The 16538-nt window shown below is 59.5% G+C and carries 13 protein-coding genes and 3 pseudogenes; 3 read left to right on the top strand and 13 right to left on the bottom strand.

Going from position 1 to position 16538, the window contains the following annotated elements:
* Positions 1–172 precede the first annotated feature (172 nt).
* Positions 173–391 (bottom strand): helix-turn-helix transcriptional regulator, encoded by a 219-nt coding sequence (locus ACFOJ9_RS02580; protein ID WP_378924681.1) that lies wholly within the window; start codon positions 389–391, stop codon positions 173–175.
* A 125-nt stretch (positions 392–516) separates the two neighbouring features.
* On the opposite strand from ACFOJ9_RS02580, the gene ACFOJ9_RS02575 reads away from it, so the two are divergent.
* On the top strand, positions 517–783 hold the full coding sequence (locus tag ACFOJ9_RS02575) for a hypothetical protein (protein ID WP_378976842.1): 267 nt from the start codon (positions 517–519) through the stop codon (positions 781–783).
* A 479-nt stretch (positions 784–1262) separates the two neighbouring features.
* Complete coding sequence (locus ACFOJ9_RS02570; RefSeq protein ID WP_378976780.1) at positions 1263–2294, top strand: IS110 family transposase; 1032 nt, start codon at positions 1263–1265, stop codon at positions 2292–2294.
* 265 nt (positions 2295–2559) lie between these two features.
* On the opposite strand, the pseudogene ACFOJ9_RS02565 reads toward ACFOJ9_RS02570, so the two are convergent.
* From ACFOJ9_RS02565 to ACFOJ9_RS02515, 11 genes and pseudogenes are all read right to left on the bottom strand, one after another.
* Positions 2560–3926: pseudogene (locus ACFOJ9_RS02565) on the bottom strand (IS701 family transposase).
* A gap of 310 nt (positions 3927–4236) precedes the next feature.
* Positions 4237–5115, bottom strand: a pseudogene (locus tag ACFOJ9_RS02560) (IS110 family transposase); the annotation flags it as partial.
* Between the two features lie 9 nt (positions 5116–5124).
* Positions 5125–6765: an IS66 family transposase gene (tnpC, locus tag ACFOJ9_RS02555; RefSeq protein WP_378976840.1), complete on the bottom strand. Its 1641-nt coding sequence runs from the start codon at positions 6763–6765 to the stop codon at positions 5125–5127.
* A 75-nt stretch (positions 6766–6840) separates the two neighbouring features.
* Positions 6841–7185: an IS66 family insertion sequence element accessory protein TnpB gene (tnpB, locus tag ACFOJ9_RS02550; RefSeq protein ID WP_378976391.1), complete on the bottom strand. Its 345-nt coding sequence runs from the start codon at positions 7183–7185 to the stop codon at positions 6841–6843.
* Positions 7182–7565, bottom strand: coding sequence for a transposase (locus ACFOJ9_RS02545; RefSeq protein ID WP_378976389.1), 384 nt, complete (start codon positions 7563–7565; stop codon positions 7182–7184). Before ACFOJ9_RS02545 ends, tnpB begins: the two co-directional genes overlap by 4 nt.
* A gap of 270 nt (positions 7566–7835) precedes the next feature.
* Positions 7836–8561, bottom strand: coding sequence for a LuxR family transcriptional regulator (locus ACFOJ9_RS02540; protein ID WP_449288655.1), 726 nt, complete (start codon positions 8559–8561; stop codon positions 7836–7838).
* Positions 8562–8925: 364 nt separating this feature from the next.
* Positions 8926–9981, bottom strand: a complete 1056-nt coding sequence (locus ACFOJ9_RS02535; protein ID WP_378976836.1) for a GlxA family transcriptional regulator — start codon at positions 9979–9981, stop codon at positions 8926–8928.
* On the bottom strand, positions 9978–11084 hold the full coding sequence (locus tag ACFOJ9_RS02530) for a mandelate racemase/muconate lactonizing enzyme family protein (RefSeq protein WP_378976834.1): 1107 nt from the start codon (positions 11082–11084) through the stop codon (positions 9978–9980). Before ACFOJ9_RS02530 ends, ACFOJ9_RS02535 begins: the two co-directional genes overlap by 4 nt.
* 8 nt (positions 11085–11092) lie before the next feature.
* Positions 11093–12646 (bottom strand): trimethylamine methyltransferase family protein, encoded by a 1554-nt coding sequence (locus ACFOJ9_RS02525; protein WP_378976832.1) that lies wholly within the window; start codon positions 12644–12646, stop codon positions 11093–11095.
* Positions 12647–13006: 360 nt separating this feature from the next.
* Positions 13007–13611 (bottom strand): annotated as a pseudogene (locus ACFOJ9_RS02520) (SDR family NAD(P)-dependent oxidoreductase).
* Entirely contained in the window at positions 13608–13703 is a 96-nt protein-coding gene (locus ACFOJ9_RS02515; RefSeq protein ID WP_378987536.1) for a hypothetical protein, read from the bottom strand. The pseudogene ACFOJ9_RS02520 and the gene ACFOJ9_RS02515 overlap by 4 nt, the downstream one beginning before the upstream one ends.
* A 599-nt stretch (positions 13704–14302) precedes the next feature.
* Between ACFOJ9_RS02515 and ACFOJ9_RS02510 the strand changes: the two genes are divergently transcribed.
* Positions 14303–15214 carry a LysR substrate-binding domain-containing protein gene (locus ACFOJ9_RS02510; protein WP_378976830.1) on the top strand — a complete coding sequence of 304 codons (912 nt, stop codon included), beginning with the start codon at positions 14303–14305 and terminating at the stop codon, positions 15212–15214.
* On the opposite strand, the gene ACFOJ9_RS02505 is transcribed toward ACFOJ9_RS02510, so the two are convergent.
* Entirely contained in the window at positions 15211–16521 is a 1311-nt protein-coding gene (locus tag ACFOJ9_RS02505) for an NAD(P)/FAD-dependent oxidoreductase (RefSeq protein WP_378976828.1), read from the bottom strand. The genes ACFOJ9_RS02510 and ACFOJ9_RS02505 overlap by 4 nt on opposite strands.
* Positions 16522–16538: the final 17 nt, after the last annotated feature.

Raw genomic sequence — 16538 nt, 5'->3', positions numbered from 1 at the left:
CATCGCTCTCCCCCGTGATCCGTTCGCGCAAGCGCCCTCAACCTCTCGCAGGGGCGAAGCCAACGGCCGAGATCACCTGAAGTCTTCCGAAAGATCGGACTGCGTTCACGAGCTTCCGGCGCTCGTCCTCAGCGCACACGGATAGCATTACATCACTTTCGCAGTCGGTGTGTCAGGCCTGTTTGTCGGGCCGAACCAGATCCGTGTGGCTAACGCCGAGGGCCAATGCAAGCTCATAGATCGTGATGATTGTTGGATTTCTTCGGCCTTTCTCCAAACCGCTGATGTACTGCTGGCTGAACCCGGAAATGTCGGCAAGCTGCTCCTGCGTCAGGTGCTGCCGTTGCCTGATTTTCTGCACATTCCGTCCGACCAACCTGCGCATATCCATGCAGGAAAGCGAGCGGATTGAGCGGTTTGAGTTTATCAACTATAATATGTAATTCACATTTCAGCACCTGAATCCGCTGGCGAGGGGCTTCGCGGAGGCCATTTTTCCGGAGGTAGAATCGAGCGATGTTACAGCCTAAATCGAACACCCCGATCGCCGATGAAGCCCCCTGGTCGGAAAGCCTCACGGCTTACGACAAAGAGCATTTCACTATCTATATGCAGCTCCTGGACGCATCCGCTGACGACGCCAGCGAAGAGGAAATGGCGCATCTGATCCTCGGCATTGATCCGGCAAAGGAACCGGAGCGCGCCCGAAAGGCTCTCCGCAGTCATCTCGACCGTGTGAACTGGGTTGTGACCACCGGCTACAAGGAACTGTTCGGCAGCTGACGAATTGCGCGGTGCTCGATTTTCAAAACGAACTCCCGGCGCCCGCCATTCACAAGCGCCTGGCCAGTGGCGGGGTAGACTGATGCAGCCATGCAGATGATGACGGGCATTTTCAGTCGACCTGGACCCGCAGTTCGCTGCTACGGCAATTTTCCCGGCGCGAAGCCTCCCCAGGCGAGCCCGTCGAGAACCTGGGGGACGTCCGCAGATGTCGGCCACGCGCTTCCGGCTGAAACAGGGTCTTTGGCCGGCGTCCGTCCGCACTGAGACTGCCGAGCTGCCCAGGGGGGCCAGACTACGTCGACATGGAGGTGGACGGACAACAAAACGCCAACGCTCGACACGACAAGCTGGACGTCCTAGATGCCGTAATGGGCCGGCCTTCGCGAGCATAGCCAGGTTGGGTGGCTGTCCCTCAGAATGATGGTGTTGAAACGGAGTCCGAGCGATCGGCTCCAAACATCATGAGAGGAACAGCCATGGAACATTATGCGGGAATCGATGTCTCTCTGGAAGAGAGCAGCGTGTGCATTGTTGACGCGACCGGAACGATCATGCGCGAGGTCAAGATCGCCAGCGAGCCGGAGGCGCTGGTCCGCTATTTCGACGAACTGGAATTGTCTGTTAGTCGCATTGGGCTCGAGGCCGGGCCATTGTCGCAATGGCTGCATGCCGGGCTTGTGGCCGCCGGACGCGATGCGGTTTTGCTCGAGACGCGGCACGTGAAGGCGGCGCTCTCGGCTATGACGGTGAAGACCGACCGGAAAGATGCACGCGGGATCGCCCAACTGCTGAGGATGGGATGGTACCGTCCGGTTCATGCCAAATCGGTGACTTGCAAGGATAGCCGAGCCCTTCTTGTTGGACGCAAGCTTCTGCAAGGCAAGCTTCTCGACGTCGAACTTAGCATCCGCGGGATCTTGCGCGGCTATGGGCTGAAGGTCGGAGAGGTCAGTCGTGGAAAGTTTGAGACGCGCATCCGGGAGCTGACAGCAGGCCACGTCACTTTGGAGACGGTGATTGGTGCGATGCTGGCGGCGCGGATGGCGTTGTGGTGCGAGTTCAGCAAGCTCCATCGCGAGATGCTGAAGATCGCGCGCGCTGATAAGGTCTGCCACAGATTGATGAGCACACCTGGCGTTGGGGCCTTGGTCGCCCTGACCTATCGCTCGGCGGTGGACGACCCGATGCGGTTTGGAAAATCCAGTACGGTCGGAGCCTACTTCGGGCTTACGCCCAAAAAATATCAATCCGGTGAGACCGATCGGGACGGTGGTGTCAGCAAGGTCGGCGACGCCATGGTGCGAACTGCGCTCTTTGAAGCTGCGCACGTCATGCTGACGCGGGCGATCCGCTTCTCGAGCCTGAAGCACTGGGCGCTCGACGTGGCGAAACGTCGGGGCATGAAGCGCGCCAAGGTGGCCCTTGCCCGCAAGTTGGGCGTCGTGCTCCATCGCATGTGGGTGGATGCGACCGACTTCCGCTGGAGCAAGGCCGCAGCGATGGCATAGGAGATAGAGCGTTCGGAGCGAGCCGAAACGGCACCGCTCTCCTGAGGTCCCGTCGCCGGGACGAGGGCTTGGCAAGGTCGTGTGTAGTGCTGTGAATGCTTCGGCAAACCACGCTTCCTAGATTGACCTGTCAGCTCTGGATCTGATGGCATAGTGTGGCGGCCTTCGCGCTGACCACGGACAGAAGCATGATCCTGGCGACGAGATATCGTTCAGAGGGGACTTGACGAACGAAGGCCCATTACAGAAGCACTACTTTGGCAGTTTAGGTTTGAGGGCGTGTGCGAGCAGCTTCTGACAGTGAGGACATCTGCGGGGTGGCGACCGCGTGAAGAGGTCGAGAATGGGCTTGTCTAACAGCTGGCATGCTCGGTTGTGGCGGTGGTCCGCCGACTCTTTTTTTTCCGTCCCGCTGCTTTGAGGCGGCGGGCTTGGAGAAAGGCGTAGGCGATCATGGTCATCAAGGCGTGTCGATGTAATCCAGTCCATGATCGGCCTTCGAAGTGGTCGAGGCCGAGTTCCTCCTTCAATTGCTGATGTGCCTGCTCACAGACCCACCTGGCCTTGATCGTGGCGGCGAGCATCTTGAGGCTCGCATCGGCCGGTAAGTTCGACACATAGTATTTTTGCTCGCCAGTCGACCGGCGTTCGCCGACGAGCCAGACCTCGTCGCCTGGCATGCACTGCACGCGATTGTCGAGCATGCGGTGCTTATGACCATCCGCAACGCGGACACGGCGAGCCGCAAACAAACATGTCAGCCGACCTTTAGTGCCGCGCCGCCAGCTTATCTTGTGCCATCTCTCACCAGACAGCATCACCTCGGCAGAGACCGGCGGCTGGTCCGGGATGTGATATTGGCGGCGCCTGCCGGTGGTCGCGACCGGGAAGATCAGATCAACATCGGCCGGATAGACGTTTTGGCGCCGCGATAGTCCTACCGCCCACAGCAGACCGCGCTCACTCAAAGCCTGACGAAAAGAGCTGCTCGACCCGTAGCCCGCGTCGGCAAGCACACAGCCGAAACGCGCGCCGGAGGCGATGACACGATCGATCTCTTCGATGGCGATCTCCGGCTTTGTCAGAGCGACCTGTCGATCCTTCGGGACGCGCGCCCGCATCATCCGCTCGGGATCATTCGTCCAGGTGTCGGGCAGGAAGAGCCGAAGGCCCACCATCATCGGCACTTCGCGCGAGGCCAGGGTCACCGACACCAGTGACTGGCAATTGGACGTCTTGCCAAGCGACGAAGCGTATTGAGGCGCGACACCAACCGAATGTTGTCCCTTCTTCGGTAACGCTGTGTCGTCGATGACGAGAAAACCCGCCTCATCGCCGACCAGGCGATCTGCCTCCTTCAGCAGGGCGGCCTCGAGCGGAGCGCTGTCCCAAACCCCTGCCGCGACGAAATGATGAAGCTGATCGTAGCCGACCTCGCCAGTGCGCGCGGCCATCGGTTGTACGCTCTTACGGTCGCCCGGCCCGATCAGACCAGCAATGTACAGCGGACACATCCGGCGCCGAGCTGGATGCGAAAGACCCGCCAAAAACGGCCGAAGCCATTGCTCGAGATCGGTTTGCCAATCCACGTCCATTGATCGGCCCTCCATGAGCCGACCTCTCATGAATCACGCAAACTCTCTCTTGGGAATTCCAAAACGCGCCCGAAGCTAAATAACTGCCAAAGTAGTGCTTCTGTAATGGGCCTTCGTTCGTCAAGTCCCCTCTGAACGATATCTCGTCGCCAGGATCATGCTTCTGTCCGTGGTCAGCGCGAAGGCCGCCACACTATGCCATCAGATCCAGAGCTGACAGGTCAATCTAGGAAGCGTGGTTTGCCGAAGCATTCACAGCACTACACACGACCTTGCCAAGCCCTCGTCCCGGCGACGGGACCTCAGGAGAGCGCTGCCGTTTCGGCTCGCTCCGAACGCTCTATCTCCTATGCCATCGCTGCGGCCTTGCTCCAGCGGAAGTCGGTCGCATCCACCCACATGCGATGGAGCACGACGCCCAACTTGCGGGCAAGGGCCACCTTGGCGCGCTTCATGCCCCGACGTTTCGCCACGTCGAGCGCCCAGTGCTTCAGGCTCGAGAAGCGGATCGCCCGCGTCAGCATGACGTGCGCAGCTTCAAAGAGCGCAGTTCGCACCATGGCGTCGCCGACCTTGCTGACACCACCGTCCCGATCGGTCTCACCGGATTGATATTTTTTGGGCGTAAGCCCGAAGTAGGCTCCGACCGTACTGGATTTTCCAAACCGCATCGGGTCGTCCACCGCCGAGCGATAGGTCAGGGCGACCAAGGCCCCAACGCCAGGTGTGCTCATCAATCTGTGGCAGACCTTATCAGCGCGCGCGATCTTCAGCATCTCGCGATGGAGCTTGCTGAACTCGCACCACAACGCCATCCGCGCCGCCAGCATCGCACCAATCACCGTCTCCAAAGTGACGTGGCCTGCTGTCAGCTCCCGGATGCGCGTCTCAAACTTTCCACGACTGACCTCTCCGACCTTCAGCCCATAGCCGCGCAAGATCCCGCGGATGCTAAGTTCGACGTCGAGAAGCTTGCCTTGCAGAAGCTTGCGTCCAACAAGAAGGGCTCGGCTATCCTTGCAAGTCACCGATTTGGCATGAACCGGACGGTACCATCCCATCCTCAGCAGTTGGGCGATCCCGCGTGCATCTTTCCGGTCGGTCTTCACCGTCATAGCCGAGAGCGCCGCCTTCACGTGCCGCGTCTCGAGCAAAACCGCATCGCGTCCGGCGGCCACAAGCCCGGCATGCAGCCATTGCGACAATGGCCCGGCCTCGAGCCCAATGGTAAGCGGTTAGCTGACGGCGTCTGGTTTGAAGTTCCAGGGCATGAGCATTTCGATTTTGGCTGCGGGCCAGCGCTGAGCGATGCGGGTCAAGGTCTGGGAGAGCCAGGCGAGTGGGTCGACGCCATTCATTTTACAGGTTTGCAGAAGTGTCGCGACGGTGGCCCAGGTGCGTCCACCGCCCTCGCTTCCAGCGAAGAGACTATTTTTTCTCGTAATTGTCTGGGGCCTGATTGCACGCTCGACGATATTGGAGTCGATCTCGATACGACCGTCCATCAGAAAGCGTTCCAGCGCCTCCCGCCGGGTGAGCGCGTAGCGGATCGCCTCGGCAGTCTTGGATTTTCCGGAGACCTTGTGCAGTTCTTTTTCCCACAGGTCGAAGAGGCTCGCGACAATGGCCGCGGACTTTTCCTGACGCAGCGCGGCGCGGCTCCCAGCATCCTTGCCGCGAACCTCGTCCTCGACCTTCCACAATTCGGTCATGGCGGTGATCGTTGCCGTCGCGGCCGGTGAGATCCCGCTGATGTGCAGATCGTAAAACTTGCGCCGCAGATGCGCCCAGCACCCTGCGAGCCGGATTGTTTCATTGCCGCCGGCTTTGGCCCGTGCCTTGACCAGGTTAGTATAGGCCGAGTAGCCATCCACTTGCAGGATGCCCCCGAATCCAGCGAGGTGACGCGCCACGCAATCGGCGCCCCTGCTATCTTCAAAGCGATAAGCAACCATCGGTGGGCTGGTCCCGCCGAACGGTCGATCATCACGCGCGTAGGCCCACAACCAGGCTTTCGTGGTTTTCCCGGACCCAGGGGCAAGGGTGGGCAAGGTCGTCTCGTCGGCGAAGACCCTTTCGCCCTCCTTCACACGCTCCAGGATATAATCGGCGAGCATCTGCAATTCAAAGCCCAGATGTCCCATCCACTGCGCCATCAGCGACCGGCTGATCTCGACACCGTCGCGCAGATAGATCGCCTCCTGCCGGTAAAGCGGGAGGCCATCGGCGTATTTCGAGACAGCGATATAGGCGAGCAACCGCTCCGTCGGCAGGCCGCTTTCAACGATGTGCGCCGGCGCCAGAGCCTGGACCACGCCGTCACGGCCCCGGAAAGCGTATTTGGGACGGCGCGTCACGATGACTCGGAACTTCGGCGGCACGACGTCCAGCCGCTCGGATCGATCCTCGCCGATCATAACCTTTTCCAACCCCTCGCAGTCGGCCGGGATTTCCGGCTCGATAACTTCCTCGATGCGTTCGAGGTGGGCGGCAAAACCCTTGCGCGGGCGCGGGGCACGCTTCGGCTTTTCCCCGGCCGCGTGAGCAAGTTCGCTCCGGATCGCCGAAAGGCCGGTCTCGACCTCCTCGAAGACAAAGGAGGCCTGCTCGTCGTCGATGGCCAGGCGTAGCCGCTCGGAACGCGTGCCATGTTGCGTGCGCTGCAAAACTTTCAGGATCGACGTGAGGTTGGCAATACGCTCGTTGGCGCTTTTCTCGACGGCTTTCAGCCGGGTGACCTCCGTCTCAGATGCTGCGATCCGAGCTTCGGCGACTGCGATCCGGGCCTCGCTCGCAGCCTGCTCGCGAGCCATGGAAAGGATCATCGCCTTCAGCGCATCAACGTCGTCGGGAAGGGCAAGATCCGGTAGAACCATGGCAAGCAGCAGAGCACAAAAACAGCCGCTTTCCCAACCGTTACAGCCCCATGATTCATCTTGCCGCAGCCGGTTTCAGCCCGTCGATAACGGCCGCCTGACCCTGGCCGGACGGATCTTTTTCCAGTCTAGCCCGGCCAGAAGCGCCATCAACTGGGCGTGGTCGAGACGCATGCGCGCGGCCGATATCGCAGACCAGCAGAAGCTGTGCTCTTCCAACGTTTTCGAATAAAGGCAAACCCCGCTGCCGTCCCACCACACGATGCGAACCCGGTCCGCACGCTTCGAACGGAATACGTGAAGCGCCCCCGAGAACGGGTCCAGGCCGCCGTCCCTGACCAGCGCCATCAAAGATGCCGCGCCCTTGCGGAAGTCGACCGGCTGGCACGACACGTAAACAACCACACCGGAAGCGATCATGCCTTGCGAACCGCGCGGATGATCCTCGCCAGGCGATCGGGATCAACATCGCCGCCGGCGCGCACCACTGCATCGCCAATGACGATTTCCACCGTGTCGCTGCCCACCGCTTCAAAGCGCGTGAACTTCGCCGGCTTGCTCGCTGCCTCCGTCAGTGGCGCAACCATGCCCGAAAGCGCCTTGCGGCGCCACGCATAGAGCTGCGAGGGATCCAGCCCCTCGGAACGCGCAACCGCCGACACACTGCCCCCTGGCGAGAACGCTTCGGCGACAAGCCGTGCCTTCTCTTCGTCCGACCGATGGCGCGGCTTGCGTCGGGACGGCACAGGCTCCGCCGTCAAAATCTCGAATGTTCGATGATGGCTCATACTGTCGCTCACAGGATTCTCCGCATGATTCATGCTGAAAATGAGCGATCAACCGCCTGCACGCTACGTGGGGATGCCTACGCGCTTACAGTCTAAACAAAAAAGTTGCGGCTTCTGAGCGTCAAAGGAATCAATCTAATTTCATATCCACCCTTTCGTCCGACAGGTCCCAGTCGAGCCTGGCCCTTGAAACCTCGGTACCACACACGGCCACTGGAGAATGCGCTAGCCGAGACAGCCGGTGTACAGGCACAGGCGGAACCAAATGACGAAATTCAGTTCTTAAAGAATTGAAGACTGTGAGGAGGCCAGCAGCGCTATGGCCTGGTTTTGGGTGCGCACGCCGAGCTTCTTCTTGGCGTTATCCAGATGGAAAGCGGCGGTGCGCGGCTTGACGCCCAAGATGCAGCCCATGTCTGAGGCAGACTTGCCGCGCGCTGCCCATTGCAGGCACTCATGTTCGCGGGGTGTCAGCAAAACGCCGTCGACCATTCGATTGCCCGAGAGTTTACGGCGAACATGTATGTGAAAGTACGTCGCCATGAGCTGGAGCGCCTGCTCATGCTTCTCGGCAGCGCGCATGAACGCAGAATTGGGCTCATCCGCAGCAAAGGTCATTGCTGCAACGCCGCCCCTGCGATCGACAATCGGAATCGTCAATCCGCAACAGATGCCAAACTCTGCCGCTTCAGCAAACAGCCTTTGCTGAACCTGCGATATCCCAACGCCACGAAGATCCGGCTCCCATATAAAAGGACATCCGCCACACCGCGCACGCAAGACGATTGGATCGAGTTTATGATACCGGTTTCGCAGATAGTACGCGGTCCAGGAAGGCGGATAATTCGAGATCAGCCTGGCCTCGCCGGAAGGTTGCAGTGGCAAGGACAGATAAGCAAACGTGAGTAGATCAAGTCTCAAGGCCACGCTGGCCATTGCTTCGCGGAAATCTGTCTGATCGACACTCTCCGACAGCTGTTTCAGGAATGTCTCGAAGATAGCTGGCAGGTCCCTCGTCATTATCCTGACTCAATCCCTCCGTCTGTCTGCTGCGCGCCACCCGGTTTGTAGACTCCATCGCAAGCCGGCCCGCACAAACGTGGCCGGGCTTTGTCTGAGATGCTGTTGTATCCGCCAACACAATAATGCAAGCAAAGTCTTTCTTGGATGAAATGAAATACAATCGCGAGAAGTCATCCTGCGCCACCACTGGTCATCGGCATCGAAATCGTCGTCAATCCGGTGATTGCCACGTGAACGTCCGTCGGGACGAAGAAGAGGACATCGGATAGATGACGCTAATGATCCAGAACGCATCGTTACATTGTCATAGACAAGGGGCCGCTGTTCTGCGCTAAAATTGAAATAACTATCATCTTAAGCCGGGCCCAACCCAAGCCGGCACTGTCCCCCGGCACTTCTGCGGCGACATCCCATTGAAGGCTCTGAAACACTTCGCGAAGTGCGAAGCCGACATGAACCCGCAGGCCATGGCAACGTCGATGATGGGCATCCGCGTGCCTTCGATCAGGCGCTTCGCATGGTCTGTGCGAATCCGGAGATAGTGACGCACCGGCGGAAGTCCGATATGGGAAGCGAACAAGCGTTCCAATTGGCGCCGCGATACTCCGGCCCTTTGCGCGACCTCGTCCATTGCCAGCGGGAACTCCACATTTTCTTCCATTATCCGCATCGCCATCAGAAGTTTGTCGCTCACCCCCGCGAATGCTAGACCTGATGGCCCCGTCTGGCGGTTCGATCCTGAGCGCTGACCTTCGACCGTTGCGTGACGGCAAACCTCCTGCGCGGTAAATCCACCCGCCTGGCTAGCGATCAGATCCACTGCCAGATCGAAGGCTGCCAGTTCACCGGCGCAGGTCGAGAACTGACCATGTTTTACGAAGAGAGAGTCGCGGATACACGCCTGGTTAAACACTTCCGAAAAAGCAGCTAGCCGCGACCAGTGGATCGTGCAGCGTGTGCCCGCCAGAAGGCCGGTCTGCGCAAGCAGCCATGTCGCTGTTCCGACGGCTGACATGGGAACCCCACGGCGGGCCATCACCCGAAGAAATCCGTTAAGTTGCGGCGTGAGTTGCCGTTCTACAGGCTCGCCTGCAACGATGGCGAGTTGGCCGACTCTCCGATTCTCCGGGTTGGAGGTCAGCTCATCTATGGTGACATCAATAGAAATCGCGAGGCCATTGGCGCCCTGGACTGGCCGCGCGTCCAACCCCGCGATCCGCCAGCGAAACAGCGGCAGCCGTGATACTGTATTGGCAATGCGGAAGGGTTCAATGTAGGCGTAAAGCGCCAGATGCGAAAACCCTGGCAGCACCAGAACCACCAGATCAAATGGTCTGTCGGCCGCCGCCGAAATTTCCGGCGTCGCCAACGACTTCACGGCGCTGATATTGGCGGGCGCATTCATGCGTATGGGGCTATCGGCTTGCCGAACATGCCGAGTTCGGGCTTCACGCCGAGACCCGGCAGTTGCGGGACGGCGATATGTCCCTGCGTGATGATGACCGGGTTCTTCGCGTCGAAATGTCCTTCGATATATTCCTGCGCGATCCACGCGCCCTCAAAACGGCGCGGCTCCACAGTGGAAGCTATATGCACGCAAGCCGCCGCGATTATGTCGCCACCCCATGCGTCATCACAGCTGTGCGGGAGCGAACGAATGGCGCAAAGGTCGCGCACGGCCGTCATTTTGGTGAGGCCGCCAAGACGGGTGACCTTCAAGCCGAAGCCATCCGCGATGCCGAGGGAGATCGCCCTGAGCACAGCATTCTGATCTTCGGTGTTCTCGTCCAGATACACCGGATGCGTCACCCTGCCCCTCAGCGTGGCGACCTCATCCATCGTGTTGCAAGGCTGTTCAAAAATAAATGGGATCGCCTGGCAGAGCCGATCGAGATGAATTGCGGAAGCTACAGTTAGGCCCCTGTTGGCGTCCACTGCGATGCGCGCCTCATAGCCGACCGCTTCCCAAACCTTGTGAACGGTGGCCACATCCTCTTCGACATTTCGTCCCGAGATCTTGACCTGCAGGCGTGGATAACCTGCCTTCACCTTGTCTGCGGCAATCCTGGCCGTTTCGTCGGGTGAGCCAACTATCAGGGAGTAGTAGGCCGGGACGCTATTGGTCAGCGCGCCGCCCAACAGCGTTGAAACCGGTACGCCCAGCCGCTGGCCGAGGAGATCTAAAAAGGCGATGTCGAACGCTGCCTTGGCATACCCTTGTCCATTCAAGCGCTCGTCCATGCGTTTGGCGAGAAGCCTGATTGAAGCTATTTCCGAACCGATCAGGCCCGGGGCAATTTCGGCGATCGCTGCGCGGGCGCCCAATGCATGATGCGGCTGATAGACCGGTCCGACGGGACAGGTTTCACCCCAGCCGGTTAAACCGTCATCGGCAACTATCTCGAGAAGCGTGCTGTCCAGCGACTTTACGTCGACGCTCGCCATGCGGTACGTGCCAGCTTTGACTGGCAGATTAGCCGTGTAAACGTTGATCCGGTCTATCCGCATGACGTCGCTCAGTAGTCTTCATTCAGTGCATCAACAGCGGGAATTTCGCGGGAGCGCCGGTCGATATAGGCGCGCAGCTCCTCATCTTTCGCAATGTCGAGCGTGGGCTCCTGATATTCGACCAGAAGTCGCCGAGCATGCTCCAACGCCCGCTGCTTGATGTCCTTCGAGCCGTCAGCGTACCACTGCTCGACCGAGTTGTTGTCGAAGAGCTTCGGGATGAAGAAGGCCCGTTCAAAGTTTGCCTGCGTGTGCGGGTGACCGAAATAGTGCCCACCCGGCCCAACGTCGCGCACAGCAGCGAGGGCTTCGTCGAAGTCATCCCACTGTATGCCCTGCGTCATGCGGTAGCCCATTGCGCACACCTCGGCATCGACGACGAACTTGGCGATCGAGCAATGCATGCCGGCCTCGTTCCAACCTGCCGAATGCCAGATGTAGTTGGCGCCCGACATCAGCACGGCCATCATGGTCATGGCGCTTTCATAACCCGCCTGCGCATCGAACACCTTAGCACCGCCGAGCAGGTTCGAAGTGCGCCACGGCACGTTGTAGCGACGCGCCATCTGGCCGATCATGAAATTCATGAGTGAAATTTCCGGCGTTCCCGCCATCGGCGCTCCCGATTGCATCGACACCGTCGCTAAGTAATGTCCGTAGATTGCGGGGCAGCCCTTGCGTACCACCTGCGTGTAAGCGAGCGCGGAAAGCGCCTCGGCGTTCAACTGGGCGACGGCCGCGGCGGTGGAGGCGGGCGTGTTCGCACCGCCGAGAACGAAGGGCGAACACAGTACCGGCTGGTTGCGTCGGCAGAAGGCCCGCATGGCGCCGAGCATAACCTGGTCCCAGACCAGCGGCGAATTGCCATTGCAGTTTCCTGTCGTCACCGCATGCGTCTCAAGAAAGCCCTCGCCGAAAAGGATCTCGCACATGTCGAGCACATCCTCGGCATTCTTCGGCGAGGTGGTCATGCCCATGAAGATCTTGTCGGAATGCTTCATCGACGAATAGGTGATGTGCAGGTGTCGATGCGCGACGACAAGGTCCATTGGTTCTACGATGTGGTGCGCCGATGAATGTAACGCTGGCATCATATGCGCCAGTTTGTGGAAGGTACCGAGATCCGCGATCGTGGGGCCTCGCCTCACATCGTCCAGGTCGCGCATATACGGCGCGCCTGTCATCGGGACGAAAATCGATTTGTTTTCTCCAAGCTCGACATTCTTGGAAGGGTCACGTGCGAAATATTCGACCTTGGGGGGAATGGTCTTGATGAGCTCCATGACCAAGCCGCGGTCGAGATGAACGCGGTCATCCGCACGGACGTCGGCCCCTACCTTCTTCCAGTCCGCAATCGCGACCGGGTCGCGGAACACCACGCCCACCTCTTCGAGAATTGCGAGTGAAGCCTCGTGAACGCGCTCGACCTGCTCAGCATCCATCGGCTCTACCACCGGCAGGCCGCGCGTGAGCGTCGGCAGCATGTCGATCTTTGGTGCCATGCGTATGGTACGCCGCGCTTCTCGGCCTCCTCTACGAGAAACTTGTAGTTGAGCAGTCATGCCGGCCTCCAAACAAAGTGCCGCAGTGCCGAAATCGGACCGCGAGTAACTATCGCCGGAGCCAGGGCATTTGACCTACTGCAAAAGTCTCACTCGTGCGTTGAGTAAAGCGCCGTCGCAATCATATCTTGGGTACGATCGCAGCTCAGTTGTACTTGAGCGCACCGGCCGGCCCCAGCGATAGCACAGTGAACACCGGTCGCGGTAATCAGATCAGTTACTCGTCGCCTGCAGGTCGGCGAGTTTGCAGCCCGGTCTCGCCCCGATGGTGCGCGCAACCCATCAATCGTCACGAGGCAGATCGGCGAGAACCGAACGTACAGACTGACCGGAGGCCGCGATCGGCCGGGGCCCGCTCTTTTACGAAAGAGGAAGAGGCACTTTTCTGGTGCGCCCCCCGTCGACGACATAGACCTGACCGGTCACAAAGGCACTTTCCTCCGAGGCAAGCCAGACAGCCAGATTCCCGACATCTTTCGGTTCGCCCAAGCGCCCCACCGGATGCATGGCGAGCAACTCGCTACGAACACGAGAGCTGTCGACCATGCTGTTGATGTATATTTCGCTGAGGTCAGAATTGATCCAGCCCGGCGCAATGGCATTGCACCGGACGCCTTCGTGCCCATGGTCGACTGCGACCGCTGCTGCGAAGCCATGGATGCCTGCTTTCGAGGCGGAATAGCAGTGTGCCCCGGATTGGACGCCAGCCCTTCGATCGAGCCTATATTGACGATGCTTGCACTGCCGCGCATCCGAAGGTGCGGCATTGCCGCCTTTATCAGTAAGAACGGAGCCTTTAGATTGATGTCCATCATCTGGTCCCAGTCCGCTTCGGTCATCTCCTCGATCGTTTTCTCGAACATGATCCCGGCGTTGTTAACCACGATGTCAAGGCCCCCGAGCCGTTCGACAAACGTCTCGACGGCCGCTTTAATCTGCTCAGAACTTAACAGGTCTGCCTTCACGTAGATGGTGCGATCGCCGAGGATCCCGTCAGACGGTGATGTCCTCTGACAATTGCGACATTTGCCCCTTCCTCCACGAAGCGTTGCGCGATCCCAGCGCCAATGCCCCGTCCACCGCCGGTTATGATGGCAATCTTCCCTGCAAACCTGTCACTGGGGGCGTTCTCAATAAACCGGCTTCGCGTTCACTTCAATCACCGCACCGGATCGGTCAAGACAAGCCTGGCCGGTGTCCCGTGACAACTACTCGGACCGCGTCCGCAATGAACTGTCCGGAGATGATTGCCCAATATCGGCCGCTATCACAGTAGTTGTCTTCTTGATATCGGTCATCGCCCACACCCTTTTTTGCTGAGACAAAGGTACGACCATGTTGCCTGAACGGCGGCCGAAGACCAGTGAGGTTCGCTCTGAAAAAGTCTCATCTAGGTATTGAGTTTTAAGCCGGTCGCCTGAGGTACCCGAAGCCCTTCACCAGGAAACATCGGAGCTTGATTGTAAGCCGTCGCACGTCGTAATGGACATGACATGCAATCCTTATGATATCGGCCGCGAATGGGTTTCGAGCATCCATCGTCGCGACTACCTGCAATGCAGTTAATCACCTCCCTCTACAAACCGAGTTAAGGGATTTTGCGCCCCTTGCCTTGTCGGTCGTGCCGCGTGATCATCAAAATGGTAGGAGATTGAGATGGTTCGCCGATATTACGACTTGCCCTCCCTGACTGCATTGGCGGTTTTTGAGGCGTCTGCGCGGCACCTGTCATTCAAACTGGCGGCTGCGGAACTGAACGTTACGCCTGGCGCCGTCAGCCGGCAGATCAAAGCGATCGAGGACGAGCTAGGTGTGCCACTATTTACCCGGCTTGCAACCGGGGTGGCTCTGACAAGTGCTGGCGAAGAGCTCTACAGCGTGTTGGCCAGCGGCTTTTCGCGAGCGGCGGACATCGTCCGAAATGTGAAGCGCGGCGACCGCTCGAAGTACGTCACTCTCGCGTGCTCTGATGCCTTCGCCTCGATGTGGTTGATACCACGAATGCCGGATTTCTGGACGCAATATCAGGACATTGCTGTTGACCACCTAATTTCGGACAACCCTCGAGACTATCGCCGTGCCGAAGTCGAACTGCGCATCCGCTACGGGTTCGGATCGTGGTCGAATGAACATGCCGAGCTCCTTTTCGACGAAACCATCTATCCGGTATGTGGGCCCAGGTTTGCAAGCACGCATCGTGACGCAACGACGGACTCTTTAGCGGACCTCCCCTTGCTGCATGTTGACTGGGTGGATCCGGACTGGACTGGCTGGGACGAGGTCTTACGACGCGCGGGGGTGCCGCACGGGTCGACTCGCGGTCGGCGTTTCGGCAAATTCTTTGTGGCGCTTCAGGCCGCTCAGGCCGACCAGGGCGTTGCCGTTGGCTGGCACCGCCTTGTGAAGGCACAGATTGATGAAGGGAAACTAGTCAGAGTGACGGATCTCGAGCTCCCAGCACCAGGCGGCTACTATCTCACCTGGAATGAGAATCGCGTGCTTTCCCCTGCCGCAGAAAGCCTGCGCAGCTGGATCCGGGAGATAGCGGCGCAAGAACGAGGGAACTAGAGTTCTCTCCCAGCGCGCCTCTGCATCGCCCAAAGCTTCAGTGGGGCGCCAATCGACATCAGCGGTTCTGGATACAGCCGAACTGGGGCTGGCTCATTCAGGGCGTCTGCTACCATGGGCTCGTTGCTGCCCGCAGCAAGATCGGCAGACAGCATCCCGAAGAGGGTGCCCTGCACCGTTCCCAGACCATTGCAGCATCCGGCGACGAACACCCTCTCCTCAACTTCCCCAAACGCCGGCGCGGAATTGAGGGAGAGACACAAGTGGCCTCCCCATCGAAACTCCATCTCCATTTTGCCCAGCATTGGAAAGCGCGCGCGGAACGATCGATCATGGGCCGCGCCGATCCGGTTGATCTGCTTCTCGTTCGTAGACATGTCCGGGTTGTAGGTGAAGGTGTTGCGGACGACGATGCGGTCGCCGATGCGGCGAATGGTCGATCCCATCGGATCGGCCGGGATCAATCCCCAATTTGGCTCACCGCCCAGAGTGGCCTGCTCACTCTTCGAAAGCGGCCTGGTCATGCTGGCGTAAGTAAAGACATGCAGCAAGCGTTTCCTGAAGAAGCCGAAGCTTTCGAGGTGGCCGTTTACCGTCAAGATCAAGCGCGGCGCGGTGATCTCGCCCCCTACCGTCCTGACGGTGTGCAATTTGCCGGTCTGCACGGATGTAACCGGCGAGTTCTCGAACAACCGAACGCGGTTCGATAAGCCTTCGGCGAGTCCACGAATGAACCCGGCTGGCTGAGCCATCACCGTTCCCGGCGTGAAAGTGCCACCGATGAAGAAGTCGGTTCCCGTGATTTTCTTCAACTGCGGCCCGTCGAGTCGCTCGAATGGCTCGCCGAGGCCCGTCAGATGGTTTTCAAATTCGCGCAGCACGGCAAGGCCGTGATCCGTTGCAGCCCCATGGAACTTGCCGGCCCGAAGGAAGAAACTCTGTAGTCCGAATTCATCCGCCGCCGCCGCCGAGAACTCGATCGCGGCGCGGTTCATGCGAATGCGCTTGCGGTCGTGGTCCTGGTTTCCGCCATAATTCTCGCCGCCAAGCTCGTGTGGCAGGTCGATCATAAAGCCTGTGTTGCGTCCGGCAGCACTCCACGCGACGCGCTGGGCATCGACAACAACGATACGCTCGTTCGGCACCAGTTGTGTGAGGCGCCGCGCGGCCGCCAATCCAGCAAATCCAGCTCCTACAATGAGCCAGTCTGCTTTTTGACGGCCGCGCAGCACCTCAGGTGCCTTGGGAGGCGGCAGAATACCGTACCAGCCCGACAGGGACGTGTCCGCGGGCGCGCGGACGGCCACATGATCACCCATCGTTG

It is taken from the genome of Mesorhizobium cantuariense (assembly GCF_042647205.1).
GTDB classification, from domain to species: Bacteria; Pseudomonadota; Alphaproteobacteria; order Rhizobiales; family Rhizobiaceae; genus Mesorhizobium; species Mesorhizobium cantuariense.
This window is presented reverse-complemented; position numbering and strand designations above follow the sequence as displayed.